Below are 20,547 nucleotides of genomic sequence, written 5' to 3' on the forward strand. Positions count from 1 at the left end.
ACCATGAGCCAGACCCCGGACAGCGTCGTCCGTACGTACATCCAGCAGCACCGCGCCGCCTTCCTCGACGACCTCGCCGAGTGGCTGCGCATCCCGTCGGTGTCCGCCCAGCCGGACCACGCGCCCGACGTACGACGCAGCGCCGACTGGCTCGCCGCCAAGCTGAAGGAGACCGGCTTCCCCACGGCCGAGGTCTGGCAGACCCCCGGTGCGCCCGCAGTCTTCGCCGAGTGGCCCTGTGAGGACCCGCAGGCCCCCACCGTGCTGGTCTACGGCCACCACGACGTGCAGCCCGCCGCCCGGGAGGACGGCTGGGACAGCGAGCCCTTCGAGCCGGTCGTGCGCGACAACCGCCTCTACGCGCGCGGGGCGGCCGACGACAAGGGCCAGGTGTTCTTCCACACCCTCGGCGTCCGCGCCCACCTCGCAGCCACCGGCCGCAGCACCCCGGCCGTGCACCTCAAGCTGATCGTCGAGGGCGAGGAGGAGTCCGGCTCGCCGCACTTCCGCGCCCTGGTCGAGCAGCACGCCCAGCGGCTCGCCGCCGACGCCGTGATCGTCTCCGACACCGGCATGTGGTCCGAGGACACCCCCACGGTGTGCACCGGCATGCGCGGCCTCGCCGAGTGCGAGATACGCCTGCACGGCCCCGACCAGGACATCCACTCCGGCTCCTTCGGCGGAGCCGTGCCCAACCCGGCGACTGCCGCCGCCCGCCTGGTCGCCGCCCTGCACGACGAACACGCGCGCGTGGCGATCCCGGGCTTCTACGACGGCGTGGTCGAACTCACCGACCGCGAGCGTGAACTCCTCGCCGAGCTGCCCTTCGACGAGCAGCAGTGGCTCCGCACGGCCAAGTCCTACGCCACCGAGGGGGAGGCCGGCTACACCACCCTGGAGCGGATCTGGGCCCGCCCCACCGCGGAGGTCAACGGCATCGGCGGTGGCTACCAGGGCCCCGGCAGCAAGACGATCGTCCCGTCCTCCGCTCTGGTGAAGCTGTCCTTCCGCCTGGTGGCCGGCCAGGACCCCGGGCAGGTGGAGAAGGCCGTCCGCGCCTGGGCAGAGCAGCAGGTGCCGCCGGGGATCCGCGTCGACATCACGTTCAGCGGGGCCACGCGCCCGTGCCTGACGCCGCTGGACCACCCGGCCCTCCGGTCGGTCACCCGCGCCATGGGCCGGGCCTTCGGGAAGCCGGTCCGCTTCACGCGCGAGGGCGGCTCCGGACCGGCGGCGGACCTCCAGGACGTCCTCGGCGCCCCGGTGCTGTTCCTCGGCATCTCCGTGCCCTCGGACGGCTGGCACGCCCCGAACGAGAAAGTCGAACTCGACCTGCTCCTCAAGGGCGTCGAGACCGCCGCGTACCTGTGGGGTGACCTCGCCGAGAACTGGCGCCATGCGCCCTGAGCGTCCTGTTCCGTCCGGACCGGGCACGCGCGCGGGGCACACTGGAAACGCCGCCCCGCACCGCCCGAACCCGCCGGACCCGGTCGCCTCCCGCCGTACGTCCCCCTGAACCGCCTGCCGAACCCGACCGTTCCACCGGGGAGTTGGAAGCACCCGTGACCACCTGGACCGACCACAACGCCGACCGTCCCATCTCGCTCACCGCTCCGAGCGGCATCGACCGTGCCGCCCACCACCGGCTCGACGAGGCCTGGCTCGCGGCGGCGTGGAGCCACCCCACGACGCGCTGCTTCGTGGTCTCCGGCGGACAGGTCCTCATCGACGAGACGGCGGACGGGCGCACCGAACTCGTCATGACCCCCTCCTTCGAGGCGCCCCTCACCGAGGCGCACCGCTACTTCCTCGGTATCGACGAGGACGGTGTCAGCTATTTCGCCCTCCAGAAGGACTCCCTGCCCGGGCGCATGGACCAGTCCGCGCGTCCGGCGGGCCTGCGGGAGGCGGGCGCGCTGCTGTCGGCCCGCGACGTGGGCCTGATGGTGCACGCGGTGGGCCTGGAGAACTGGCAGCGCACGCACCGCTTCTGCTCGCGCTGCGGCGAACGCACCGTCATCGCCGCCGCCGGACACATCCGCCGCTGCCAGGCCTGCGGCGCGGAGCACTACCCGCGCACCGACCCCGCCGTGATCATGGCCGTGACCGACGAGGACGACCGCATCCTGCTCGGCCGCCAGGTCCACTGGCCCGAGGGCCGCTTCTCCACGCTGGCCGGCTTCGTCGAGCCCGGCGAGTCCATCGAGCAGTCGGTGCGCCGCGAGGTCCACGAGGAGGTCGGCATCAGCGTCGGCCAGGTCGAGTACGTCGCCAGCCAGCCCTGGCCCTTCCCGTCCAGCCTCATGCTGGGCTTCATGGCCCGCGCCACCTCCACCGAGATCGAAGTCGACGGGGACGAGATCCACGAGGCCCGCTGGTTCTCCCGTGACGAGCTGCGCGCCGCCTTCGAGTCCGGCGAGGTGCTCCCGCCCTACGGCATCTCGATCGCGGCCCGCCTGATCGAGCTCTGGTACGGCAAGCCGCTCCCGACGCGGAGCGCCGCCTGACGGGACCGCCCGGATGACCGACCCCTACTGGAACCACAACGTCCATCACCATCCGGCGGTCCTGGCCGCCGTTCCGGACGGCGGCCGCACGGCCCTGGACGCCGGCTGCGGCGACGGGCTGCTCACGCGCAAGCCGGCGGCGCGGTCGGCCTCCGTCACGCGGGTGGACCGCTCCCCGGGAATGATCAAGCTCGCCCGTGAGCACGCGCACGTGCCCGGCAACGTGGTGTACCGGGAAGCGGACTGCCTTCGAACATGGCCGCCAACCGTACGGTTCTGGACTGGCTGATCAGTGCGTGCGGCGTGCCCGTGAGCCTGCTGAACGCCCGCCGGCACGGCACGGCGGCAAACGCGGCCGGCCGGCATGCCGCTGGAAGACGTGCACATGTCCTGGGCGGAGATCAGACGGGCCCTCCACCGTCTCCTGCCCGGCTGCGACGTTCTCCGCACGCTGCTGTGGCGGCGGTACGTCGTGGTGTGGGACAAACCGCGAGAAGGCGGCTCCTGAGCTGTCTCAGGAGCCGCCTTCCACGGACCAGCACACGGCGATTAGGCGCCGATCTTCTGCTTCACCTGCGCCAGCGACGGGTTCGTGAGCGTCGAGCCGTCCGGGAACAGGACGGTGGGCACCGTCTGGTTTCCGCCATTCGCCTTCTCCACGAACGCGGCGGACTCCGGGTCCTGCTCGATGTTGATCTCGGTGTACGCGATGCCCTCGCGGTCCATCTGGCTCTTCAGCCGGCGGCAGTAGCCGCACCACGTGGTGCTGTACATCGTCACAGTGCCCAGCATGTCTCTCGTGCTCCTTCGGTGGCTCGGGGCGGGAGGTCGCAGTGGAGGAACGTATGTGAAAGGTCCACCATTCCCGGTCCCCTGGCAGGCCCGACGTGACGCCTGCCGCATTAGTACGACTGTCAGTGCCTGCCTGTGGACAACCGGCGCAGCCGTCTCGCGCGACCTGGCAGCATGGCCGTGTGACAGCAGCAACGCACTCCACCCTGTTCCCGCAGGTACCGGACTCCGCGGACGCGGTGCTCGAAGGGCTGGACCCCGAGCAGCGCGAAGTGGCCACGGCCCTGCACGGTCCGGTGTGCGTCCTGGCGGGCGCGGGCACGGGCAAGACCCGGGCGATCACCCACCGCATCGCCTACGGGGTGCGGGCCGGCATTCTGCACCCCTCCAGCGTCCTCGCCGTCACCTTCACCAACCGTGCCGCCGGGGAGATGCGCGGCCGGCTGCGCCAGCTCGGTGCCGCGGGCGTCCAGGCGCGCACGTTCCACTCGGCCGCCCTGCGCCAGCTCCAGTACTTCTGGCCGAAAGCGATCGGCGGCGCCATGCCCCGGCTCGTGGACCGCAAGATCCAGCTCGTCGCCGACGCGGCGGCCGCCTGCCGCATCCGGCTCGACCGGGGCGAGCTGCGGGACGTCACCGCCGAGATCGAATGGTCCAAGGTCACCCAGACCGTCCCCGCCGACTACGCGCCCGCCGCCGCCAAGGCCGGTCGAGAGTCCCCCCGCGACCCCGCCGAGATCGCCCAGCTCTACGCCGCCTACGAGGACGTCAAGCGCGAGCGGTCCGTCATCGACTTCGAGGACGTGCTGCTGCTGACCGTGGCGGTCCTGCAGGACCGCCACGACATCGCCGAGCAGATCCGCGCCCAGTACCAGCACTTCGTGGTCGACGAGTACCAGGACGTCAGCCCTCTCCAGCAGCGCCTGCTCGAACTGTGGCTGGGGGAGCGGGACAGCCTGTGCGTGGTCGGGGACGCCAGCCAGACGATCTACTCGTTCACGGGGGCGACCCCGGACCATCTGCTCGACTTCCGCACCCGCCACCCCGGTGCCACCGTCGTCAAACTGGTCCGCGACTACCGCTCCACCCCCCAGGTCGTCCACCTCGCCAACGGCCTGCTCGCCCAGGCCCGGGGCCGGGCCGCCGACCACCGCCTGGAGCTCGTCTCCCAGCGCGCCGCCGGGCCCGAGCCGGTCTACGCCGAGTACACCGACGAGCCCGCCGAGGCGGAAGGCGCGGCCCGCCGGATCCGCGAACTCGTCGACTCGGGGGTCCCGGCCTCCGAGATCGCCGTCCTCTTCCGCACGAACGCGCAGTCCGAGACCTATGAGCAGGCCCTCGCCGACGCCGCAGTGCCCTACCAGCTGCGTGGCGCCGAGCGGTTCTTCGACCGCCCGGAGGTGCGCAAGGCGGGCATCGCCCTGCGCGGCGCGGCCCGCTTCGGTGGCAACGACTCCCTCCTGGACGACGTCGTCGACCTTCCCTCCCAGGTGCGCGCCGTGCTGTCGGGAGAGGGCTGGACGACGCAGCCACCGGCCGGCTCCGGTGCGGTGAGGGAGCGCTGGGAGTCCCTGGCCGCCCTGGTGAACCTCGCCCAGGACTTCGCCGCCGCCAGACCCGCCGCCACCCTGGCGGACCTCGTCGCCGAACTCGACGAACGGGCGAACGCCCAGCACGCCCCCACCGTGCAGGGCGTCACCCTCGCCTCCCTGCACTCGGCCAAGGGCCTGGAGTGGGACGTCGTCTTCCTGGTCGGCGTCGCCGAGGGCATGATGCCGATCACCTACGCCAAGACCGACGAACAGATCGAGGAGGAGCGCCGCCTCCTCTATGTCGGTGTCACCCGCGCGCGAGAACACCTCCATGTCTCCTGGGCGCTCTCCCGCTCGCCCGGAGGGCGCCCCAACCGCCGCCCCAGCCGCTTCCTCGACGGGCTGCGCCCCGGCTCGACGGCCACCGCGGGCCGTACCGCCGCCGGCGGAGCGGGCGGAATCGAGCGCGGAATCCCTGGAAGCAGGGGGTCCGCCCCGAAACGGGCGCAGCGAGTCCCCGCCCGCTGCCGAGTCTGCGGCCGCACGCTGACGGACCCGGGCGAAATGAAGCTGATGCGCTGCGACGGCTGCCCCTCCGACATGAACGAGGGGCTGTACGAGCGGCTGCGCGAGTGGCGCGCCGACCAGGCACGCAGCAGTGGCCAGCCCGCCTTCTGCGTGTTCACGGACAGGACCCTGATGGCGATCGCCGAGTCCGCCCCCGAGGACGAGCGCGAGCTCGCCCGAATCCCGGGCGTCGGGATGCGCAAGCTCACCCGTTACGGTGCCGACGTACTGGCCATCTGCGCAGGCCAGTCACCGGCGGAGAGCACAGATCAGGCCTGACACGAACTCGTCGAAAAAATAGTTTGCGCATGCCCCAGCAATCCCCATAGGTTCTTAGGCACGAGAGCAGCGGCCTTCTCCAAGGCCCTGATCCCGTGTTGTACTTGCATATCCGTCGGACTGGTTCACCCAGTCCCCCGATACGCCGAGAGGAGGCGAGTCCAGTGATCAGCATCTACACCAGCTCCTTCAGCACCGTGAAAATGACCGATCGCTCGGCCGTCTCCGCGTGCATGCTCGGCGTTTCGAACCTGGGCACCGGTCTGTCCGGCATTCGTGCCGTCCGTCCGGCGTCCTCCTCCGTTGCTCCCGCGGGTCTTCCCGTCCGAGAGCGCAATGAGCGACCGACCAAGGCACTGGAAGCAGCAGTAGCGGCACAGGCGCAGGCCTATGCCTTTACGGCGACCGGTGCCGGATTCCGGAAGCAGACGACGCAGCACCACCAGATGTGGGCCTTCCGTGGGCCAGAACCCTGGAGTGATCCAGCCTGATCGCCGATCAGGCCGGCGCCTTCAGGGCCGCGGAACCCCATCCGGGATCCGCGGCCCTTCTGTTTGTCCCTGAACAGGGATGACGGACCGAAGGAGCCTCGGGACAAGAAAAGAACCCGGTACCACCACCCCCCGGCCAACAGGCCGGAACGACCAGACGAGGAAGACGAACCGTGCAACTCGAAGCGCACGCCCCGTCCGTACCGCCTTCCGACACGATCCCCAAGCCCGGCTCCACGGAGGACCCCGCCTTGACCCCGCTCACCGCGCTCACCGCGCTCGACGACGCCATCGAGAACCTCGGCGTACCCGTCCCGTGCCGTTCCTACGACCCGGAGGTCTTCTTCGCCGAGTCGCCCGCGGACGTCGAGTACGCGAAGTCCCTCTGCCGCACCTGCCCGCTGGTCGAGGCCTGCCTCGCCGGCGCCAAGGAGCGGCGTGAGCCCTGGGGTGTCTGGGGTGGCGAGCTGTTCGTCCAGGGTGTCGTCGTCGCCCGGAAGCGGCCGCGTGGCCGCCCGCGCAAGAACCCGGTCACAGCATGAACATCGCAGGAACGATCGACCGCCCCATCACGCACGACCCCCAGAAGCAGGCCCCGATGAAGCCGTCCACTTACGAGCCCGCAGGCTCCGCGAACCAAGACTTCACCATCAGCGGCGCGAAGGACTCGCGTCAGAACAGGACCCGAGAGATGCAACTCATCCCAGAAGCCATGGCCCGTGCGCATATGCACGAGCGACTGCAGGAGGCGGAGCGGGATCGCCAGGCTGTGCGCCTGGCGGCCGCCCGCCGGATGCAGCGCAGGGCGGAGCGCGCGTCGATGCGCGCCCGTCGGGCGCTCGCCATGGCGGTCATGCAGTAACCCGCTGTACCTGAAGCGGGGGCCTCCCGGCCAGGGAGGCCGCGCTGCTGCCGCCGCAGAGCTCTCACCGTGGGGGCCGGTCCGTACCGAACGGGCCGGTCCCCACGGTGCGTTGGGCCCAACAGGAGGGAGCGGGGCGCCTCGCGGTGCCGGGTGCTTGGTGCCACGGGAGCTGATGCGTGGGGCTCACCCGGCCGACGCGCGGTGCTCGCCCCGGGCCGGTCGGGGCGCTATTTCCAGCGAAGCGTCCGGCGCGGAGATATCGTCGCCGGGTGGAGAGTCCTCCTGGAGGTGGCGACGAAGGCCCCGACGCCGAGCCGCGGCGCTTCGTCTGTGCTCGCTGCGGCACATCGGCCGATGTCCTGACCGAAGGCCCGCCCCTCACCTGGACGTACTCCGTGGAGAACGGTGTCCGGCACCACTACTGCGAGAGCTGCTCCAGGGAGAACCTCAGGTCCATCGAGGGACGTCTGGACTCGGACTGGTGGTGAACGCCGATGCCGGATCTCACGCCTCCGCCACCGCCTCTTCGCCGTCCGCCGGGCCCTCCGGGACGAACCCCGGCAGCCACTCCTCCAGCTCCTCGCGCAACCGCACCGCTGCCCCCAGCTGACACAGCACGCCGATCGTGCTCAGTGTCACCCGGTGGATCAGCAGATAGGACGGGGGCAGGTTGAGCTGCTTGGCGAGCTGGTAGGCGGGGGAGCGGGGGTCGGCGACCCGAGCCGCCTGGCTGCGCATCCAGCCCCGGGTGAAGGCGAACTCCTCGACCTGGGCCGGCTCGATGATCGGCAGCAGGTAGTCCAGCACGGCGTCCGGGTCCAGCTCTATGGTCTCCTTGACGAACCCTTCCGCGCACAGCAGCTCGTAGACCGCTTCGGCCTCCCCGTCGAGAGTCATCCGCAGGGACTCGCCGATCGTGGCCGGCAGTCCCCCCGGGAGACGGTCGACCGTGCCGAAGTCGAGGACGCCCAGACGCCAGTCGTCCTCACCCTCCGGGCCGCCGGGCAGAAGCCGGAAGTTGCCCGGGTGGGGATCGGCGTGCAACAGGCCCGTGCGGGCGGGGCCGGAGAACAGGAAGCGGGCCAGGAGCTGACCGGCACGGTCACGCTGCTCCTGGGTGCCGTCCGAGATGATCTCCGACAGCGGGATGCCGTCCATCCACTCCGTGACGAGGACCTGGTCGGACTGGTGCACCACCTGCGGCACGACCACGTCCGGATCGTCCGTGAACTCCTCCGCGTGGGCCTGCTGGGCCTGGGCCTCCAAGCCGTAGTCCAGCTCCTCCGAGACGCGGTCCTTCAGCTCCGCGATCAGCGGCTTGATGTCCATGCCGGGGATCAGCGGGCCGAGCAGACGCGAGAAGCGGCTCAGCTGGTTCAGATCCGACAGCAGGGCCTCACCGGCACCCGGGTACTGTACCTTGACCGCCACCTCGCGGCCGTCGTGCCACACGCCCCGGTGGACCTGGCCGATCGAGGCCGCCGCGGCGGGCTTGTCCTCGAACTCCAGGAACAGCTCGTGCCAGCCCTCTCCGAGCCGCTCCTCCAGCACCGCGTGCACGGTGCGGGTCGGCATGGGCGGCGCCGCCTCCTGGAGCTTGGTCAGCGCGGCACGGTAGGGGCCGGCCACCTCCTCGGGCAGCGCGGACTCGAAGACGGACAGGGCCTGGCCGAACTTCATCGCCCCGCCCTTGAGCTCGCCGAGCACCTTGAAGAGCTGCTCCGCCGTGCGCTGTTGGAGTTCCCGGCCGACGAGTTCGGCGGACTCGCCGACGATCCGCTTGCCGAATCCCCAGGTGGCCCGCCCGGCGATGCCGAGCGGGAGCGCGGCGAGCTTGGCGGTCCGGGTAACCGCCTTCCGGGGAAGATCAGACATGCGCCCTCCAAGTCCCAGCCGGCCGCTCCGCCTCTGCCTCGCGGCACTGCTCCGACGGCCGTTGCACCGCCATTGTCTCGTGCGACTCCCCGTCCTCCGAGAGGTGCTCCCCTTTTCCTCTCTCCGCTGCCGCACACGAGCATGCCGGATGTGCTTGGAGCGGCCGCGCTTGCCAGTGGAGAGCTGGGACGGAGACCTCCCAGCGGGCCCCGGCGCTGGACGGAACCCGGCCGTCCAGGAAAGCGAGCGCGTGGGCGGCCGCCAGTCCGGCCACGGTCGTGGCCAGCGTCAGGTCGCAGGGGCGCACCTGCCGCTGCCTGCCGGAGCGCCACTGGGCGATCAGGCGCGGCCAGGCCGGGTCCCGGTCGGCGCGGTCCTCTTGCAGACACCCCGCGCAGCCCGTCTCCCCGGGCAGGACGAGAGGGCCGACCACACCGGTGCCCTCCACGACACCGGCGTACAGATGGGGGGTTCCGGAGGTCATCAGCGGCTCGGCGGCGGCCGGGTCGGGCGCGTGCACGGCGACGTCGTCCCGTGGGGCCAGGATCACCAGTGAGAATCCCGGCTCACCGTCCTCCGGGGACGTCTGGGCGGGTGCCCGGCGCGGTGGCCGGTCCGGGGCCGCACGACGCACGGCACGGCGGGCCGACTCGTCCCTGCGGTCGCCGACGGATTCCGGGGGGAGCCCGCCGGGCGCGACGTCCCACGGCTCAACACGGCCGCCGTCCAGCACATCCACCTCGCCCACGCCGGCTCCGGCCAGGAGCGAGGCCAGTACGGCACCCACCCGGCCCGCGCCCCGTACCTGCACGCGCTGCGAGCGCCGGGCGGCCAGCTGCCCGATCGCATCACCGGGTGTCGAGGTCGTCAGAGAGAGGGAGGCAAGGTCGGGGCGCAGCCGGTCCAGCACTTCCTTCGTCTTCCGCAGGGCGTCGGCGGCCGGCCCGCCGCCCCGGGAGTCGTCCAGCAGTCCGGCTCTCGCGAGCCCCCGCACCAGTCGGTCGACATGACCGTCGGGCAGGTCCATACGGCGTCCCTCCTCGCGCAAGAGCTCCAGCCCGCGCGTGCCGTTCAGCAGGTCGAGGAAGCTGCCCGTTGCCAGGTCCATCGGACCGAGCGTCATCGCGTGCGCCGGTGTCATCCCGAACTGCACGGTCTTGAGGTCGCGCCAGCCGCGCCTGAGCGCGGGTTTCACCATCGGATGCATGACAGGCCCCCGTGTGTCGTAGATCGTCCCCATATGTCGACGGCCCGAGGATGCGGACCCTGGCCGGTCACGCCGGGGCCGGTCGTCGGCCCGGGCCCGAGCACAGTCCTGCTGACCGGCCCGACCGCGGGCACGGCCCCTGGTCCCGGACCGACCCGCCACCGCTTCGCCGACGAGATCCAGCATGCCCAAACCCGCCCTCGGCTGCCGAAAGTTGTCCACAGGTGCGAGCATTCGTCGTACAAATCCGGCGGCCGGTGGGAGCGGCGGCTCCGAACCGTCCCGGAGTCGGGACTTCCCCGTGTGCAGCGGGTAACGTCGGGGCGTGCCCGCCGACCCACTGCACCGCGCCGGAACCGCACAGCGCAGCACGACGAGCCAGCCGCCGAGCGGCTCGGGGGCGAGCGCGATCGAGGTCCGCAGGAGCGCCCGCCGACGCAGAACGGTCTCCGCGTACCGCGAGGGCGATCGCACCGTAGTGCTCATCCCTGCCCGGATGTCCGAGGCGGAGGAGCAGCGCTGGGTGAACGTCATGCTGGACAAGCTGGCCGCCCAGGAGAGCAAGCGGGCCCTCGGCGACGCCGAGCTGACCGAGCGCGCCCGGCGTCTTTCGGACCAGTACTTCGACGGACGGGCCCGGCCCGCGTCGGTGCGCTGGGTGACCAACCAGAACACGCGCTGGGGGTCCTGCACCCCCTCCGAGGGCAGCATCCGCCTCTCGCACCGCCTGCAGGGCATGCCCGAGTACGTCGTCGACTACGTCCTCCTCCACGAACTCGCCCATCTGCTCGTCCCCGGACACGGGCCTCGCTTCTGGGAACTCCTGGAGGCCTATCCGCGCACGGAGCGGGCCCGGGGTTATCTCGAAGGCGTGGTCGCCGCCGAGCGGTTGCCCCATGTACCCGGCGCCCGGGGTGAGAGCCCCGCGGAGTGACCGACCGCTTTCCGCGAGCGAACAGCCGATACGGCTGCGCGGGCGTTGTGTACCGGCTCTGTACCGACCTCGTCCGGTGTCCGAGTTTGCCGTTAGCCTGGCGCGACGCACTCACGCTCTGGATGGGGGACGGTCGTTACGCATGGCCAGGGAATTCCAACGCGGCCACAAGGCCAGGATCAGTGACCTCACCGCGGGCACGGATCTGTACGTAGGTGTACAGATCGCCGGCCCCGGGCTGAGCTTCGACATCAGCTGCTTCGGTCTCGACGCCGACGAACGGCTCTCGGACGACCGGTACTTCGTGTTCTTCAACCAGCCGAAGTCCCCCGAGGAGTCCATCCAGCTCCTCGGCGCCCAGGCGGGCGACACGGAGTCCTTCCGGGTGACGCTCGACCGGATCCCGTCGCAGATCCAGAAACTGTCCTTCACGGCGACCATCGACGGCGCCGGGCAGATGTCGCAGATCTCCTCCGGCTACATCCGGATCGTCGCGGGCGGCGAGGAGGTGGCGCGCTACTCCTTCAACGGCTCGGAGTTCTCCACCGAACGGGCCGTGATGCTGGGCGACTTCTACCTCAAGGACGTCTGGCGGTTCGCCGCCGTCGGGCAGGGCTTCGACGGCGGTCTGGATGCGCTGCTGAAGAACTTCGGCGGCGAGGTGGCCGAGGAGGAGACGCCCGCCCCCGCCCCGCAGCAGCCGCAGGCCGGCGCGGCCCCGGGCTTCGCGCCGCCCGCGTTCGGTGTCCCCGGAACCACGGAACCCGCCCCGGCGGCACCTCCGGCTCCCGCGCCCCAGCCCGCTGCGCAGGGCTTCGCGCCCCCGCCCGGCCCCACCCCGCCTCCGGCGCCGGCACCGGCGCCCGCGCCTCAGGTGCACGCCGCCCCGACCATCGTCGCGCCCTTGAACACCCCGCCTGGCGGCTCCCCGGTGCCGCCCCCGGCACCCGCGCCGTACGGCCAGCCGGGCCAGCAGCCGCCGCAGTACGGCCAGGTCCCCGGCCAGACGGCCCCGCCGCCTCCCGGCTACGGCCAGCCCCAGGCACCCCACGCCCCGGCCCCGCCGCCCGGTTACGGCCAGCCGACGCCGCCCCCGGGCTATGGCCAGCAGCAGCCGCCGTTCGGACAGGCCCCCTACGGAGCCCCGCAGGGTGTTCCTCACGGAGCCCCGCAGGGCGCTCCTCAAGGCGCGCCCCAGGGCCCCGGTGTGTCCGCCGCGCTCCAGCAGTTCAAGGAGACCCCGACGGGTCAGCGCTGGACGCAGCAGAACAAGAAGCTCGTCCGTGTCGACCTCGGCATCGGCGGGCAGCCCGTGCTGGCCCGGCAGGGCAGCATGGTGCTCTATCAGGGCAAGGTCGACTTCAGCTACAAGGGCGCCGGCTTCTCCGGCCGCATCGTGGGCAACGCGACCGGCCAGGAGATGCAGCTGATGCGCTGCACGGGTCAGGGCCAGGTGTTCCTCGCCGAGAACTCGACCATGCTGCACCCCCTCGAACTGCAGGGCGACGCCGTCTGCGTCTCCGCCGAGAACGTCCTCGCCTTCGACGAGAGCCTCCAGTACGAGGTCCGTCGTATCGAGGGCCACGGCATCCCCGGCGGCGCGCTGTTCACCATGCAGTTCCAGGGCACCGGCACGATCGTCGTGAAGACGCACGGCACGCCCGTCGTGCTGCCCGTCACGCCCACCACGTTCGCCGACTGCAACGCCGTGGTCGCCTGGTCGGCCGCCGCCCAGGTCGTCGTCTCCAGCCAGGTGCGGATGCGCCGCAACGCCTACCCCGGTGACACGGGGGAGAGCGTCAACCTCCAGTTCCGGGGAGCGCCCGGCAACTTCATCGTCGTCCAGCCGTACGAGGTCTGAGGGAGCCCGTCATGACACAGCAGCTCGCGGGCCATGCCCCCGCACCCGTCACCGCCCGCATGGAGAACCACGGCAACCACATGCTGAAGGTCGCCATGCAGACCGGGAACGACCTCCTCGCGCGCGTGGGGTCGATGGTCGCCTACGAAGGGTTCGTGCAGTACGAGCCCAACCCGCCGGCCGTGCGCCAGATCGCCAAGGACTGGCTCACCGGCGAGGGCGCGCCCCTGATGAAGTGCTCCGGCGACGGCCTGCTCTACCTCGCCGACTACGGGGCGAACGTCGTCGTCATCAACCTCAACGGCGACGGCATCTCCGTCAACGCCACCAACCTGCTCGCCTTCGACGCCCACCTGACGTGGGGCGTGGAGCGGGTCAAGGGCCTGGCGAAGTTCGCCGGGCAGGGCCTGTGGAACACCAAGATCTCCGGGCAGGGCTGGGTCGCGCTGACCTCCCGGGGCAAGCCCATCGTCGTCGACTGCGGAGGCGGCGAGGACGAGACCTACGTCGATCCCGACGCGCTCGTCGCCTGGTCCCCGAACCTCAAGGTGAAGGGCAAGCGCAGCTTCCGGGCCCAGTCGCTGATCGGCCGCGGCAGCGGCGAGGCCTACCAGATGGCCTTCTCCGGTCAGGGCATCGTCGTCGTCCAGCCCAGCGAGGACAGCACCGACCGTCTCCGGGTCCGGGGCTGAGGGGGAACCACACGCCATGCAGAGCCCGATTTTCGCCTACAACGAGCAGCAGACCCAGGAACGCTGGAGTCTCCAGAACAAGCAGATGCTGCGCGTCGCCCTGGAGGGCCACGACGACATCCTGGCCCGCAAGGGCACCATGGTCGCCTATCAGGGCCTCGTCGAGTTCGACGCCGAGTACCAGAGCAACGACCAGTCACGCGCGCGTGCGCACACCGGTGAGGGACTCGACCTGATGCGCTGCCACGGGCAGGGCACGGTCTACCTCGCCAACCTCAAGCAGCATGTGCACGTCATGGAGGTGGACCAGGACGGCATGACCGTCGACAGCAGCTACGTGCTGGCGATGGACTCCTCCCTGCACCACGAGGTCATCGCAGTGGACAGCCTCTACGGCATCTCCGGCTCCGGGAAGTACCAGCTCAACATCACGGGCCGGGGCAAGGTCGCCCTGATGACCTCCGGGATGCCGCTGCTGCTGCAGGTGACGCCCGACAAGTACGTCAACTGCGACGCCGACGCGATCGTCGCCTGGTCCACGAGCCTGCGCGTGCAGATGCAGGCACAGACGCACTCCTCCGGAGTGTGGCGGCGGCGCGGCAGCACCGGCGAGGGCTGGGAGCTGAGCTTCATGGGCACCGGCTTCGCGCTCGTCCAGCCGAGCGAGCTGCTGCCGCCGCAGGGCGCGCAGATCGGCTCGGGTCTGGCCGCGCAGTACGGCATGGGCCAGCAGGGGGCACGCGGGCAGAACCAGGGCAACGTCTGGAGCTGAGCGCTCCGCGGGTTCGGCCGGAAGGTTCGGGGGCGTGCCGTCTCGCCTCGACCGCGGGCCGTCCGTGCCTGGTCGCGCAGTTCCCCGCGCCCCTGAGCAGCCTGCTGGACCGGATGTAAGGGGCGGCTCCGCTCAGGAGCCGCCCCTTACACATGCCTCAGGACGCGAGCCTCGCGCGCGTCGCCTCCAGCAGCCGTACGACCGACTCGTCCGCCACCTTCGGAACCTCGTCGTAGCCGAACCAGCGCACGTCGAGCGACTCGTCGCTGATCGTGTGCTCGGCGTCCGGGGGTGCCAGGGCCGCGTACTGGACGTCGAAGTGGCGATGGCACGGCGGCGGGATGGGATGGCGGTCCAGGCGCACCGGGCCGCCGGGCAGCAGGGAGAGCCCCGGGACGCCGGACTCCTCCGTCGCCTCACGCAGGGCGGCATCCGCGAGGGAGGCGTCGCCCGGCTCGCAGTGGCCGCCCATCTGCAGCCACATCTGCAGCTTCTTGTGGAGGGTCAGCAGCACCCGGCCGCCCTCGGGGTCGATCACCAGCGCGCTCGCCGTGATGTGCCCCGCGTGGCAGGCCTTCCACAAACCGTCCGGGTGCTCCGCCAGATGGTCGAGATACGCCTGGCGGAGGTCCGTCTGGTCCTCGTAACCCTTCAGCACGAGGACCGCGTCGTCGTACAGGCTCACCCGGCGTCGTCGCCCTTGTTCTTGTCCTCGCCCTCGTCCTTCTTCTTGAGGTCGGGCTTGTCCGCCGCTTCGCCGAGCATCTTGTCCAGCTCGGAGAAGTCGATCTGCTCGCGGTGCACGAAGCCGTCCGGGTCGTCCAGGTCGGACGCCGTCGGCAGCATGTCCGGGTGGTGCCAGAGGTCGTCCCGGCCGTCGACACCGCGCGCGTCCGTGAGCGAGGCCCACAGACGGGAGGCGTCCCGCAGGCGGCGCGGGCGCAGCTCCAGGCCGATCAGCGTGGCGAACGTCTGCTCGGCGGGACCGCCCGAGGCGCGGCGCCGGCGCAACGTCTCGCGCAGGGCGTCGGCGGACGCCAGGCGGGGTTTCGCGGCGGCATGGACCACGGCGTCCACCCAGCCCTCCACGAGCGCCAGAGCCGTCTCCAGACGGGCCAGGGCGGCCTTCTGCTCGGGCGTGTCCTCCGGCTGGAACATGCCCTGCTGGAGGGCCTCCTGCAGCTGCTCCGGGTTCTGCGGGTCGAACTGGCCGACCACGTCCTCCAGCTTGGCCGTGTCGACCTTGATCCCGCGCGCGTAGCCGTCGACCGCGCCGAACAGGTGCGAGCGCAGCCACGGCACGTGCGCGAAGAGGCGCTGGTGGGCGGCCTCGCGCAGGGCGAGATACAGCCGCACCTCCTCCTGGGGGACGCTCAGGTCCTTGCCGAACGTCTCCATGTTCACCGGCAGCAGCGCGGCCTTGCCGGCCGGGCCGAGCGGCAGGCCGATGTCGGACGAGCCGACGACCTCGCCGGCGAGCACGCCCACGGCCTGCCCGATCTGCGTACCGAACATGGCGCCGCCCATCGAGCGCATCATGCCGATCAGCGGGCCGGCCATGGCCTGCATCTCCTCCGGCAGGACGTCGCCCATGGCGTTGCCGACGCGCTCGGCGACCGGGTCGACGAGCTCCTTCCAGGCGGGCAGGGTCGCCTCGACCCACTCCGCGCGGCTCCAGGCCACCGCGGAGGCGGCGCCGGAGGGCAGGGACGTGGCATCGTCGAGCCACAGGTCGGCCAGGCGGACGGCTTCCTCGACGCCCTTGCGGTCGGCGGGGCCGACACTGGCGTCCTTGGTGCCGTCAGGACTGCCCTGGGAGACCGTCTGGCGGGCGATCTGCTTGGCCATGTCCCAGTTCACCGGGCCGCCCTCGTAGGAGAGCATCTGGCCCAGCTGCTGGAACGCGGCGCCCAGGTCGGTGGGATTCAGCGACCCGAACATGGCTGCGAACGGATTGTCCGCACCGGGGCCGCCGGGGCCGCCAGGACCTCCGCCGAAGCCTCCGGCTCCGGGCAGGCCGCCGAAACCGAACGGGTTGGCCGGTCCCTGACCACCACCGCTCTGCTGGTCCTTCTTCTTGCCCTCGTCGCCGTCGTCCGGCTCCTCCGGCGGAAGGCCGAATCCGAATGGGGTGTCACTCACGGGATTCCTCGGCTGGTAGGGCCGCCGGTTCTTTCCGGCGGCACGGCTGCCCGACAACACCACCCAGCGTAGACACCTGGGGCGGATCGGGCCTCGGTGCTTCGCCGACTGACGGCCTGCGGCAGGATGGATGCCACCTGGTACGCACGCGTCGGACGCGCTCGTACTGAAGACAACCGCTGGAGACGCCCGGTGAGTTCCCCAGATCCGCAGGTTCGCGCAGCGCGAAACCAGTCAACCAGTTCCGCGAGTCCCGCGGCACGCGGACCCGTCGTCGCGGTCACCGGCGCCGCGTACGGCGTGGGAGCCCTGCTCACCGAGCAGCTCGCCGCGTCCGACGAGGTCAGGCAGGTCGTGGCCATCGACGAGCGGCGCGGCGAGTGCGCGGCGGCCCAGTGGCACATCCTGGACGTACGGGATCCGGCCATCGCGGACAAGCTGCGCGGCGCCGACGTGGTGGTGCACCTGACGCTGGATCTGGATCTGGAAACCGACGCGGCCGCCCGAACGGCCTACAACGTACGGGGGACGCAGACCGTCCTGACGGCCGCCGCGGCGGCCGGAGTGCACCGGGTCGTGCTCTGCACCTCGGCGATGGTCTACGGGGCGCTGCCCGACAACGAGCTGCCGCTGTCCGAGGACGCCGAGCTGCGCGCCACGGCCGAGGCGACCGGCGTCGGCGACCTGCTGGAGATCGAACGGCTGGCGAGGCGCGCGCCCCGGGCGCACCCGGGGCTCAACGTCACCGTGGTACGGCCCGCCGTGCTGGTGGGCGGCGGCACGGACACCGCGCTGACCAGGTACTTCGAGTCTCCCAGGCTCCTCGTCGTCGCCGGGTCGCGGCCCGCGTGGCAGTTCTGCCACGTGGAGGACCTGTGCAGCGCGCTGGAGTACGCCGTCCTGGAGAAGGTCGACGGGGAACTGACCGTCGGGTGCGACGGCTGGCTGGAGCAGGAGGAGGTCGAGGAGCTCAGCGGGATCCGGCGGATGGAGCTGCCGTCGGCGGTCGCGCTGGGTGCGGCGGCGCGGCTGCACCGGATCGGGCTCACGCCCTCCCCGGCCGGGGACCTTGCGTACACGATGTACCCCTGGGTGGTGAGTGGCAGCCGGCTGCACGAGGCCGGGTGGCGGCCGCAGTACACCAACGAGGAGGTGCTGGCGGAACTCCTGGAGGAGGTCGCCGGGCGGCACACGGTCGCGGGGCGTCGACTGGGCCGCAAGGACGCGACGGCCGCGGGTGCCGCGGGCGCGACGGTGGCGCTGCTGGGTGCGGCCGCGGTGGTACGGCGGGCGCGCAAGGCCAGGCGGCGGATCTGAGGAACCCGCTGCCGGAACCGCCGAAGGCGGCTGCCCCTGTAGGAGACTCCGAACGCGTACGCGCGCGTGCCGGTCGATGGCTCTATTCCGCGCTGTCGGTCGCATGCGGCACGATGGGGCCATGGCAACCACGAACGATCACCCCGGTGAGCAGGCCGCGCAGGACCCGATCAAGCTGATCGGGATCCGGGACTCGGCACTCTCCCTGGACGAGGTGTTCCGGGCCGTCGGGGACGACGCGGCCGGGGGCACCGCGCTCTTCGTGGGAACCGTGCGGAACCACGACGGGGGCGCCGACGTCGAGCAGCTGGGGTATTCGTGCCACCCCAGCGCCGAGGCCGAGATGCGGCGCGTCGCCGAGAAGGTCGCCGCCGAGTTCCCGGTGCGGGCCCTGGCGGCCGTGCACCGCGTGGGGGACCTCCGGGTCGGGGACCTGGCCGTGGTCGTCGCGGTCTCCTGCCCGCACCGCGGGGAGGCCTTCGAGGCCTGCCGGAAGCTGATCGATGACCTCAAGCACGAAGTGCCCATCTGGAAGCACCAGAAGTTCTCCGACGGCACGGAGGAATGGGTCGGCGCCTGCTGATCCCGGCAGGCCGCCTTCCGGTTGCGTAACCGCACCCCTGGCGTGAGCGTTGTCACTGCGGATCGTTAATCTGCTGATCAGTCAGTTGCGGACGTTCAAAGGGGTTGGAGGTCGGCATGGCGGCGCTCGCCTGGTTGCTGATTCCGCTTGTGGCTGCCATCGGCGCGGGGCTCTGGGGCAGTTGGGCCAACCGGGCCCGCAACGTCCGGAACGACGGCCCGGAGCTCACCGGCTACGCTCGCTTCCGCGAGGCCATGGAGAAGCCCCGGCCGGGTGCCTGACGGCCGAAGAAACAGCAGGTCAGAGACGTTATAGAACGCAGGGTCGCCCCGGACGGGCGGCCCTGACGGTGCGCTGACAGGACCGTCCCGTACTGTCGAGTCATGCCACGCCGCACCGCGACGATGCTCGCCTCCACCCTGATGCTGATCGCGCTCCTGTGCGCGGGAGTGTTCATCCCCGTGCCCTACGCGGAGATGTCCCCGGGGCCGACGGTGAACACGCTGGGCGATCACGACGGTGAGCCGGTGCTGCAGATCGCCGGGAAGAAGACCTACGCGACCAGTGGCCACCTGAACATGACCACGGTCCGGGTCACGAGCGCCGACTACCGGATGAACCTGGTCGAAGCCGTCTACGGCTGGCTCGCACACGACAACAAGGTCGTGCCGCACGAGACGCTCTATCCGGACGGCAAGACCGAGGAGCAGTCCACCCAGGAGAACGCCGAGGAGTTCAGCCAGTCCCAGGAGAGCGCCAAGGTCGCCGCCCTGAAGCAGCTGGACGTGCCCGTGAAGTCCTGGGTGATCGTCTCCACCGTCGTCAAGGGTTCCCCGGCCCAGGGCAAGCTGCACGCGGGGGACGTGATCAAGGCCGTCGACGGTACGGCGGTGAAGGAGCCGGCCGACGTCGCGAAGCTCGTCACCAAGCACAAGCCGGGCCGGGAGGTCCGCTTCACGATCGTTCCGGCCAAGGAGCAGGCCGCGGCCGAGAAGGAAAAGCGGACGCCGACCAGGACGCAGGACATCAGCATGACCACCACAACGTCCGACGACACCGGTGAGAAGCGCGCCATCGTCGGGATCTCCGCGGGCACCGACCACACGTTCCCGTTCACCATCGACATCAAGCTCGCCGATGTGGGCGGGCCGAGCGCCGGGCTGATGTTCGCTCTCGGCATCTACGACAAGCTGACCCCGGGCAGCCTGACCGGCGGCAAGTTCGTGGCGGGCACCGGCACCATCGACGACGCCGGCAAGGTCGGGCCGATCGGCGGCATCGAGATGAAGACCGTGGGCGCGCGGGCCAAGGGCGCGCAGTACTTCCTGACGCCCGCCGACAACTGCACGGCCGCCGCCAAGGACACCCCCGACGGCCTCACCCTCATCAAGGTGGGCACCATCCAGGACGCCCTCGGCGCTCTCAAGGACATCCGCAGCGGCGACACCGCGGACCTGCCGAAGTGCGGTAAGTAGATCGGGGACCGGGGCCCGGCGCGCCGGGCCCCACGGCCTTCGGGGCTACTCCTCGAACGTCGCCGCCAGCGCCTCCGCCAGCCCCGGGACCAGATCGGAGCCGGTCAGGACCTCGGTGGGGGAGTCCTTCTCGCGCAGCCGCAGGGCCGACTCACGCGTGCCGTCGCGCAGGACCGCGACCGTCATGCGGACCTCCTGGCGGTCCGGGTGGTCCGCCACCCACTTCGTGAGCGCGGCCTCGCTCAGGCCCTTCGGAACCTGGGCCTCCGCGGACGGCGGCAGCATCAGGCGCTCCACCGCGAGGGCGCAGCCGGCCACCGCGTCGGGCCAGGCGATCGTGGCGAGGAACTCGTCGAGCGGCTTGCCCGTTGGCACTTCGTCCTGCTCGATCGGGGTGAGGCCGGAGGTCTCCGACTCGTCGCCCAGACCGAGCCGGTCCGCGAGCGAGGGTTGTTCGGCCCGCAGCCGTGCGGTGTCGACGAGGGCGAAAAGGCGGGCTGACTGGTCCCAGCCGAGGCCGGAGACGTACTCGTCGATCTCGAGGACGGCCCGGGTGAGCGGGTTCGCAGCCATGGGAGTGTTGGACATGGTCACAATCCTGCCTCGTTCCCGGCCGGAATCGGGAACCGAGTAAACGGTGAGTAAGTTGCATAGGT

Annotated in this window: 22 protein-coding genes; 16 read left to right on the forward strand and 6 right to left on the reverse strand. The window is 71.2% G+C overall.

Translation table 11 applies throughout. The annotated features are described in order from the left end of the window. Positions 1–3 precede the first annotated feature (3 nt). The 3 genes from HNR57_RS13245 (at position 4) to HNR57_RS39505 (ending at position 2,796) form a co-directional block, all read left to right on the forward strand. Entirely contained in the window at positions 4–1,407 is a 1,404-nt protein-coding gene (locus HNR57_RS13245) for a dipeptidase (RefSeq protein ID WP_184559990.1), read from the forward strand. Between the two features lie 155 nt (positions 1,408–1,562). Continuing rightward, positions 1,563–2,507: an NAD(+) diphosphatase gene (gene nudC / locus HNR57_RS13250; RefSeq protein WP_184559992.1), complete on the forward strand. Its 945-nt coding sequence runs from the start codon at positions 1,563–1,565 to the stop codon at positions 2,505–2,507. A 13-nt stretch (positions 2,508–2,520) separates the two neighbouring features. Then, positions 2,521–2,796 (forward strand): class I SAM-dependent methyltransferase, encoded by a 276-nt coding sequence (locus tag HNR57_RS39505; RefSeq protein ID WP_246554482.1) that lies wholly within the window; start codon positions 2,521–2,523, stop codon positions 2,794–2,796. Between the two features lie 260 nt (positions 2,797–3,056). Here the strand turns inward: HNR57_RS39505 and HNR57_RS13260 are convergent, their stop codons facing one another. Beyond that, a complete protein-coding gene (locus HNR57_RS13260; RefSeq protein WP_003992805.1) occupies positions 3,057–3,299 on the reverse strand; it encodes a mycoredoxin in 243 nt (80 codons plus the stop codon). 125 nt (positions 3,300–3,424) lie between these two features. Between HNR57_RS13260 and HNR57_RS13265 the strand changes: the two genes are divergently transcribed. From HNR57_RS13265 to HNR57_RS13285, 5 genes are all read left to right on the forward strand, one after another. Next, complete coding sequence (locus tag HNR57_RS13265; RefSeq protein ID WP_313673552.1) at positions 3,425–5,677, forward strand: ATP-dependent DNA helicase UvrD2; 2,253 nt, start codon at positions 3,425–3,427, stop codon at positions 5,675–5,677. Positions 5,678–5,841: 164 nt separating this feature from the next. Continuing rightward, a complete protein-coding gene (locus HNR57_RS13270) occupies positions 5,842–6,168 on the forward strand; it encodes a hypothetical protein (RefSeq protein WP_184559996.1) in 327 nt (108 codons plus the stop codon). Positions 6,169–6,341: 173 nt separating this feature from the next. Continuing rightward, the gene (locus HNR57_RS13275) at positions 6,342–6,710 is read left to right on the forward strand and encodes a WhiB family transcriptional regulator (protein ID WP_033313877.1); all 369 of its coding nucleotides are present in this window, start codon (positions 6,342–6,344) and stop codon (positions 6,708–6,710) included. Continuing rightward, positions 6,707–7,030, forward strand: a complete 324-nt coding sequence (locus HNR57_RS13280) for a putative WhiB-interacting protein (RefSeq protein WP_184559998.1) — start codon at positions 6,707–6,709, stop codon at positions 7,028–7,030. Before HNR57_RS13275 ends, HNR57_RS13280 begins: the two co-directional genes overlap by 4 nt. 272 nt (positions 7,031–7,302) lie before the next feature. Then, on the forward strand, positions 7,303–7,521 hold the full coding sequence (locus HNR57_RS13285; RefSeq protein ID WP_184560000.1) for a hypothetical protein: 219 nt from the start codon (positions 7,303–7,305) through the stop codon (positions 7,519–7,521). Between the two features lie 16 nt (positions 7,522–7,537). On the opposite strand, the gene HNR57_RS13290 is transcribed toward HNR57_RS13285, so the two are convergent. Together HNR57_RS13290 and HNR57_RS13295 are read right to left on the reverse strand one after the other, a co-directional pair. Continuing rightward, positions 7,538–8,908, reverse strand: a complete 1,371-nt coding sequence (locus tag HNR57_RS13290) for an ABC1 kinase family protein (RefSeq protein WP_184560002.1) — start codon at positions 8,906–8,908, stop codon at positions 7,538–7,540. Beyond that, positions 8,901–10,115 carry a ThiF family adenylyltransferase gene (locus tag HNR57_RS13295; protein ID WP_184560004.1) on the reverse strand — a complete coding sequence of 405 codons (1,215 nt, stop codon included), beginning with the start codon at positions 10,113–10,115 and terminating at the stop codon, positions 8,901–8,903. Before HNR57_RS13295 ends, HNR57_RS13290 begins: the two co-directional genes overlap by 8 nt. A gap of 325 nt (positions 10,116–10,440) precedes the next feature. On the opposite strand from HNR57_RS13295, the gene HNR57_RS13300 reads away from it, so the two are divergent. The 4 genes from HNR57_RS13300 to HNR57_RS13315 all read left to right on the forward strand — a co-directional run bounded on the left by HNR57_RS13300 (position 10,441) and on the right by HNR57_RS13315 (position 14,374). Next, positions 10,441–11,049 carry a M48 metallopeptidase family protein gene (locus tag HNR57_RS13300; RefSeq protein ID WP_184560006.1) on the forward strand — a complete coding sequence of 203 codons (609 nt, stop codon included), beginning with the start codon at positions 10,441–10,443 and terminating at the stop codon, positions 11,047–11,049. A 142-nt stretch (positions 11,050–11,191) separates the two neighbouring features. Continuing rightward, complete coding sequence (locus tag HNR57_RS13305; protein WP_184560008.1) at positions 11,192–12,910, forward strand: TerD family protein; 1,719 nt, start codon at positions 11,192–11,194, stop codon at positions 12,908–12,910. Positions 12,911–12,921: 11 nt separating this feature from the next. Then, entirely contained in the window at positions 12,922–13,602 is a 681-nt protein-coding gene (locus HNR57_RS13310; protein ID WP_030854889.1) for an AIM24 family protein, read from the forward strand. A gap of 16 nt (positions 13,603–13,618) precedes the next feature. Further along, complete coding sequence (locus HNR57_RS13315; RefSeq protein WP_184560010.1) at positions 13,619–14,374, forward strand: AIM24 family protein; 756 nt, start codon at positions 13,619–13,621, stop codon at positions 14,372–14,374. A gap of 157 nt (positions 14,375–14,531) precedes the next feature. Here HNR57_RS13315 and HNR57_RS13320 read toward each other — a convergent pair whose 3' ends face one another. Further along, a complete protein-coding gene (locus HNR57_RS13320) occupies positions 14,532–15,059 on the reverse strand; it encodes an NUDIX hydrolase (RefSeq protein ID WP_184560012.1) in 528 nt (175 codons plus the stop codon). Further along, positions 15,056–16,516: a zinc-dependent metalloprotease gene (locus tag HNR57_RS13325; RefSeq protein WP_184560014.1), complete on the reverse strand. Its 1,461-nt coding sequence runs from the start codon at positions 16,514–16,516 to the stop codon at positions 15,056–15,058. Before HNR57_RS13325 ends, HNR57_RS13320 begins: the two co-directional genes overlap by 4 nt. 192 nt (positions 16,517–16,708) lie before the next feature. On the opposite strand from HNR57_RS13325, the gene HNR57_RS13330 reads away from it, so the two are divergent. From HNR57_RS13330 to HNR57_RS13345, 4 genes are all read left to right on the forward strand, one after another. Further along, positions 16,709–17,833, forward strand: coding sequence for an SDR family oxidoreductase (locus tag HNR57_RS13330; protein WP_184560016.1), 1,125 nt, complete (start codon positions 16,709–16,711; stop codon positions 17,831–17,833). A 121-nt stretch (positions 17,834–17,954) separates the two neighbouring features. Beyond that, positions 17,955–18,416, forward strand: coding sequence for a molybdenum cofactor biosynthesis protein MoaE (locus tag HNR57_RS13335; RefSeq protein WP_184560018.1), 462 nt, complete (start codon positions 17,955–17,957; stop codon positions 18,414–18,416). Between the two features lie 116 nt (positions 18,417–18,532). Next, positions 18,533–18,697 (forward strand): hypothetical protein, encoded by a 165-nt coding sequence (locus HNR57_RS13340; protein WP_184560020.1) that lies wholly within the window; start codon positions 18,533–18,535, stop codon positions 18,695–18,697. A gap of 102 nt (positions 18,698–18,799) precedes the next feature. Beyond that, positions 18,800–19,891, forward strand: coding sequence for a YlbL family protein (locus HNR57_RS13345; RefSeq protein ID WP_184560022.1), 1,092 nt, complete (start codon positions 18,800–18,802; stop codon positions 19,889–19,891). Between the two features lie 45 nt (positions 19,892–19,936). On the opposite strand, the gene HNR57_RS13350 is transcribed toward HNR57_RS13345, so the two are convergent. Continuing rightward, the gene (locus tag HNR57_RS13350; protein WP_184560023.1) at positions 19,937–20,479 is read right to left on the reverse strand and encodes a PPA1309 family protein; all 543 of its coding nucleotides are present in this window, start codon (positions 20,477–20,479) and stop codon (positions 19,937–19,939) included. Between the last annotated feature and the right edge of the window lie 68 nt (positions 20,480–20,547).

Source organism: Streptomyces paradoxus (genome assembly GCF_014202475.1).
GTDB classification, from domain to species: Bacteria; Actinomycetota; Actinomycetes; order Streptomycetales; family Streptomycetaceae; genus Streptomyces; species Streptomyces paradoxus.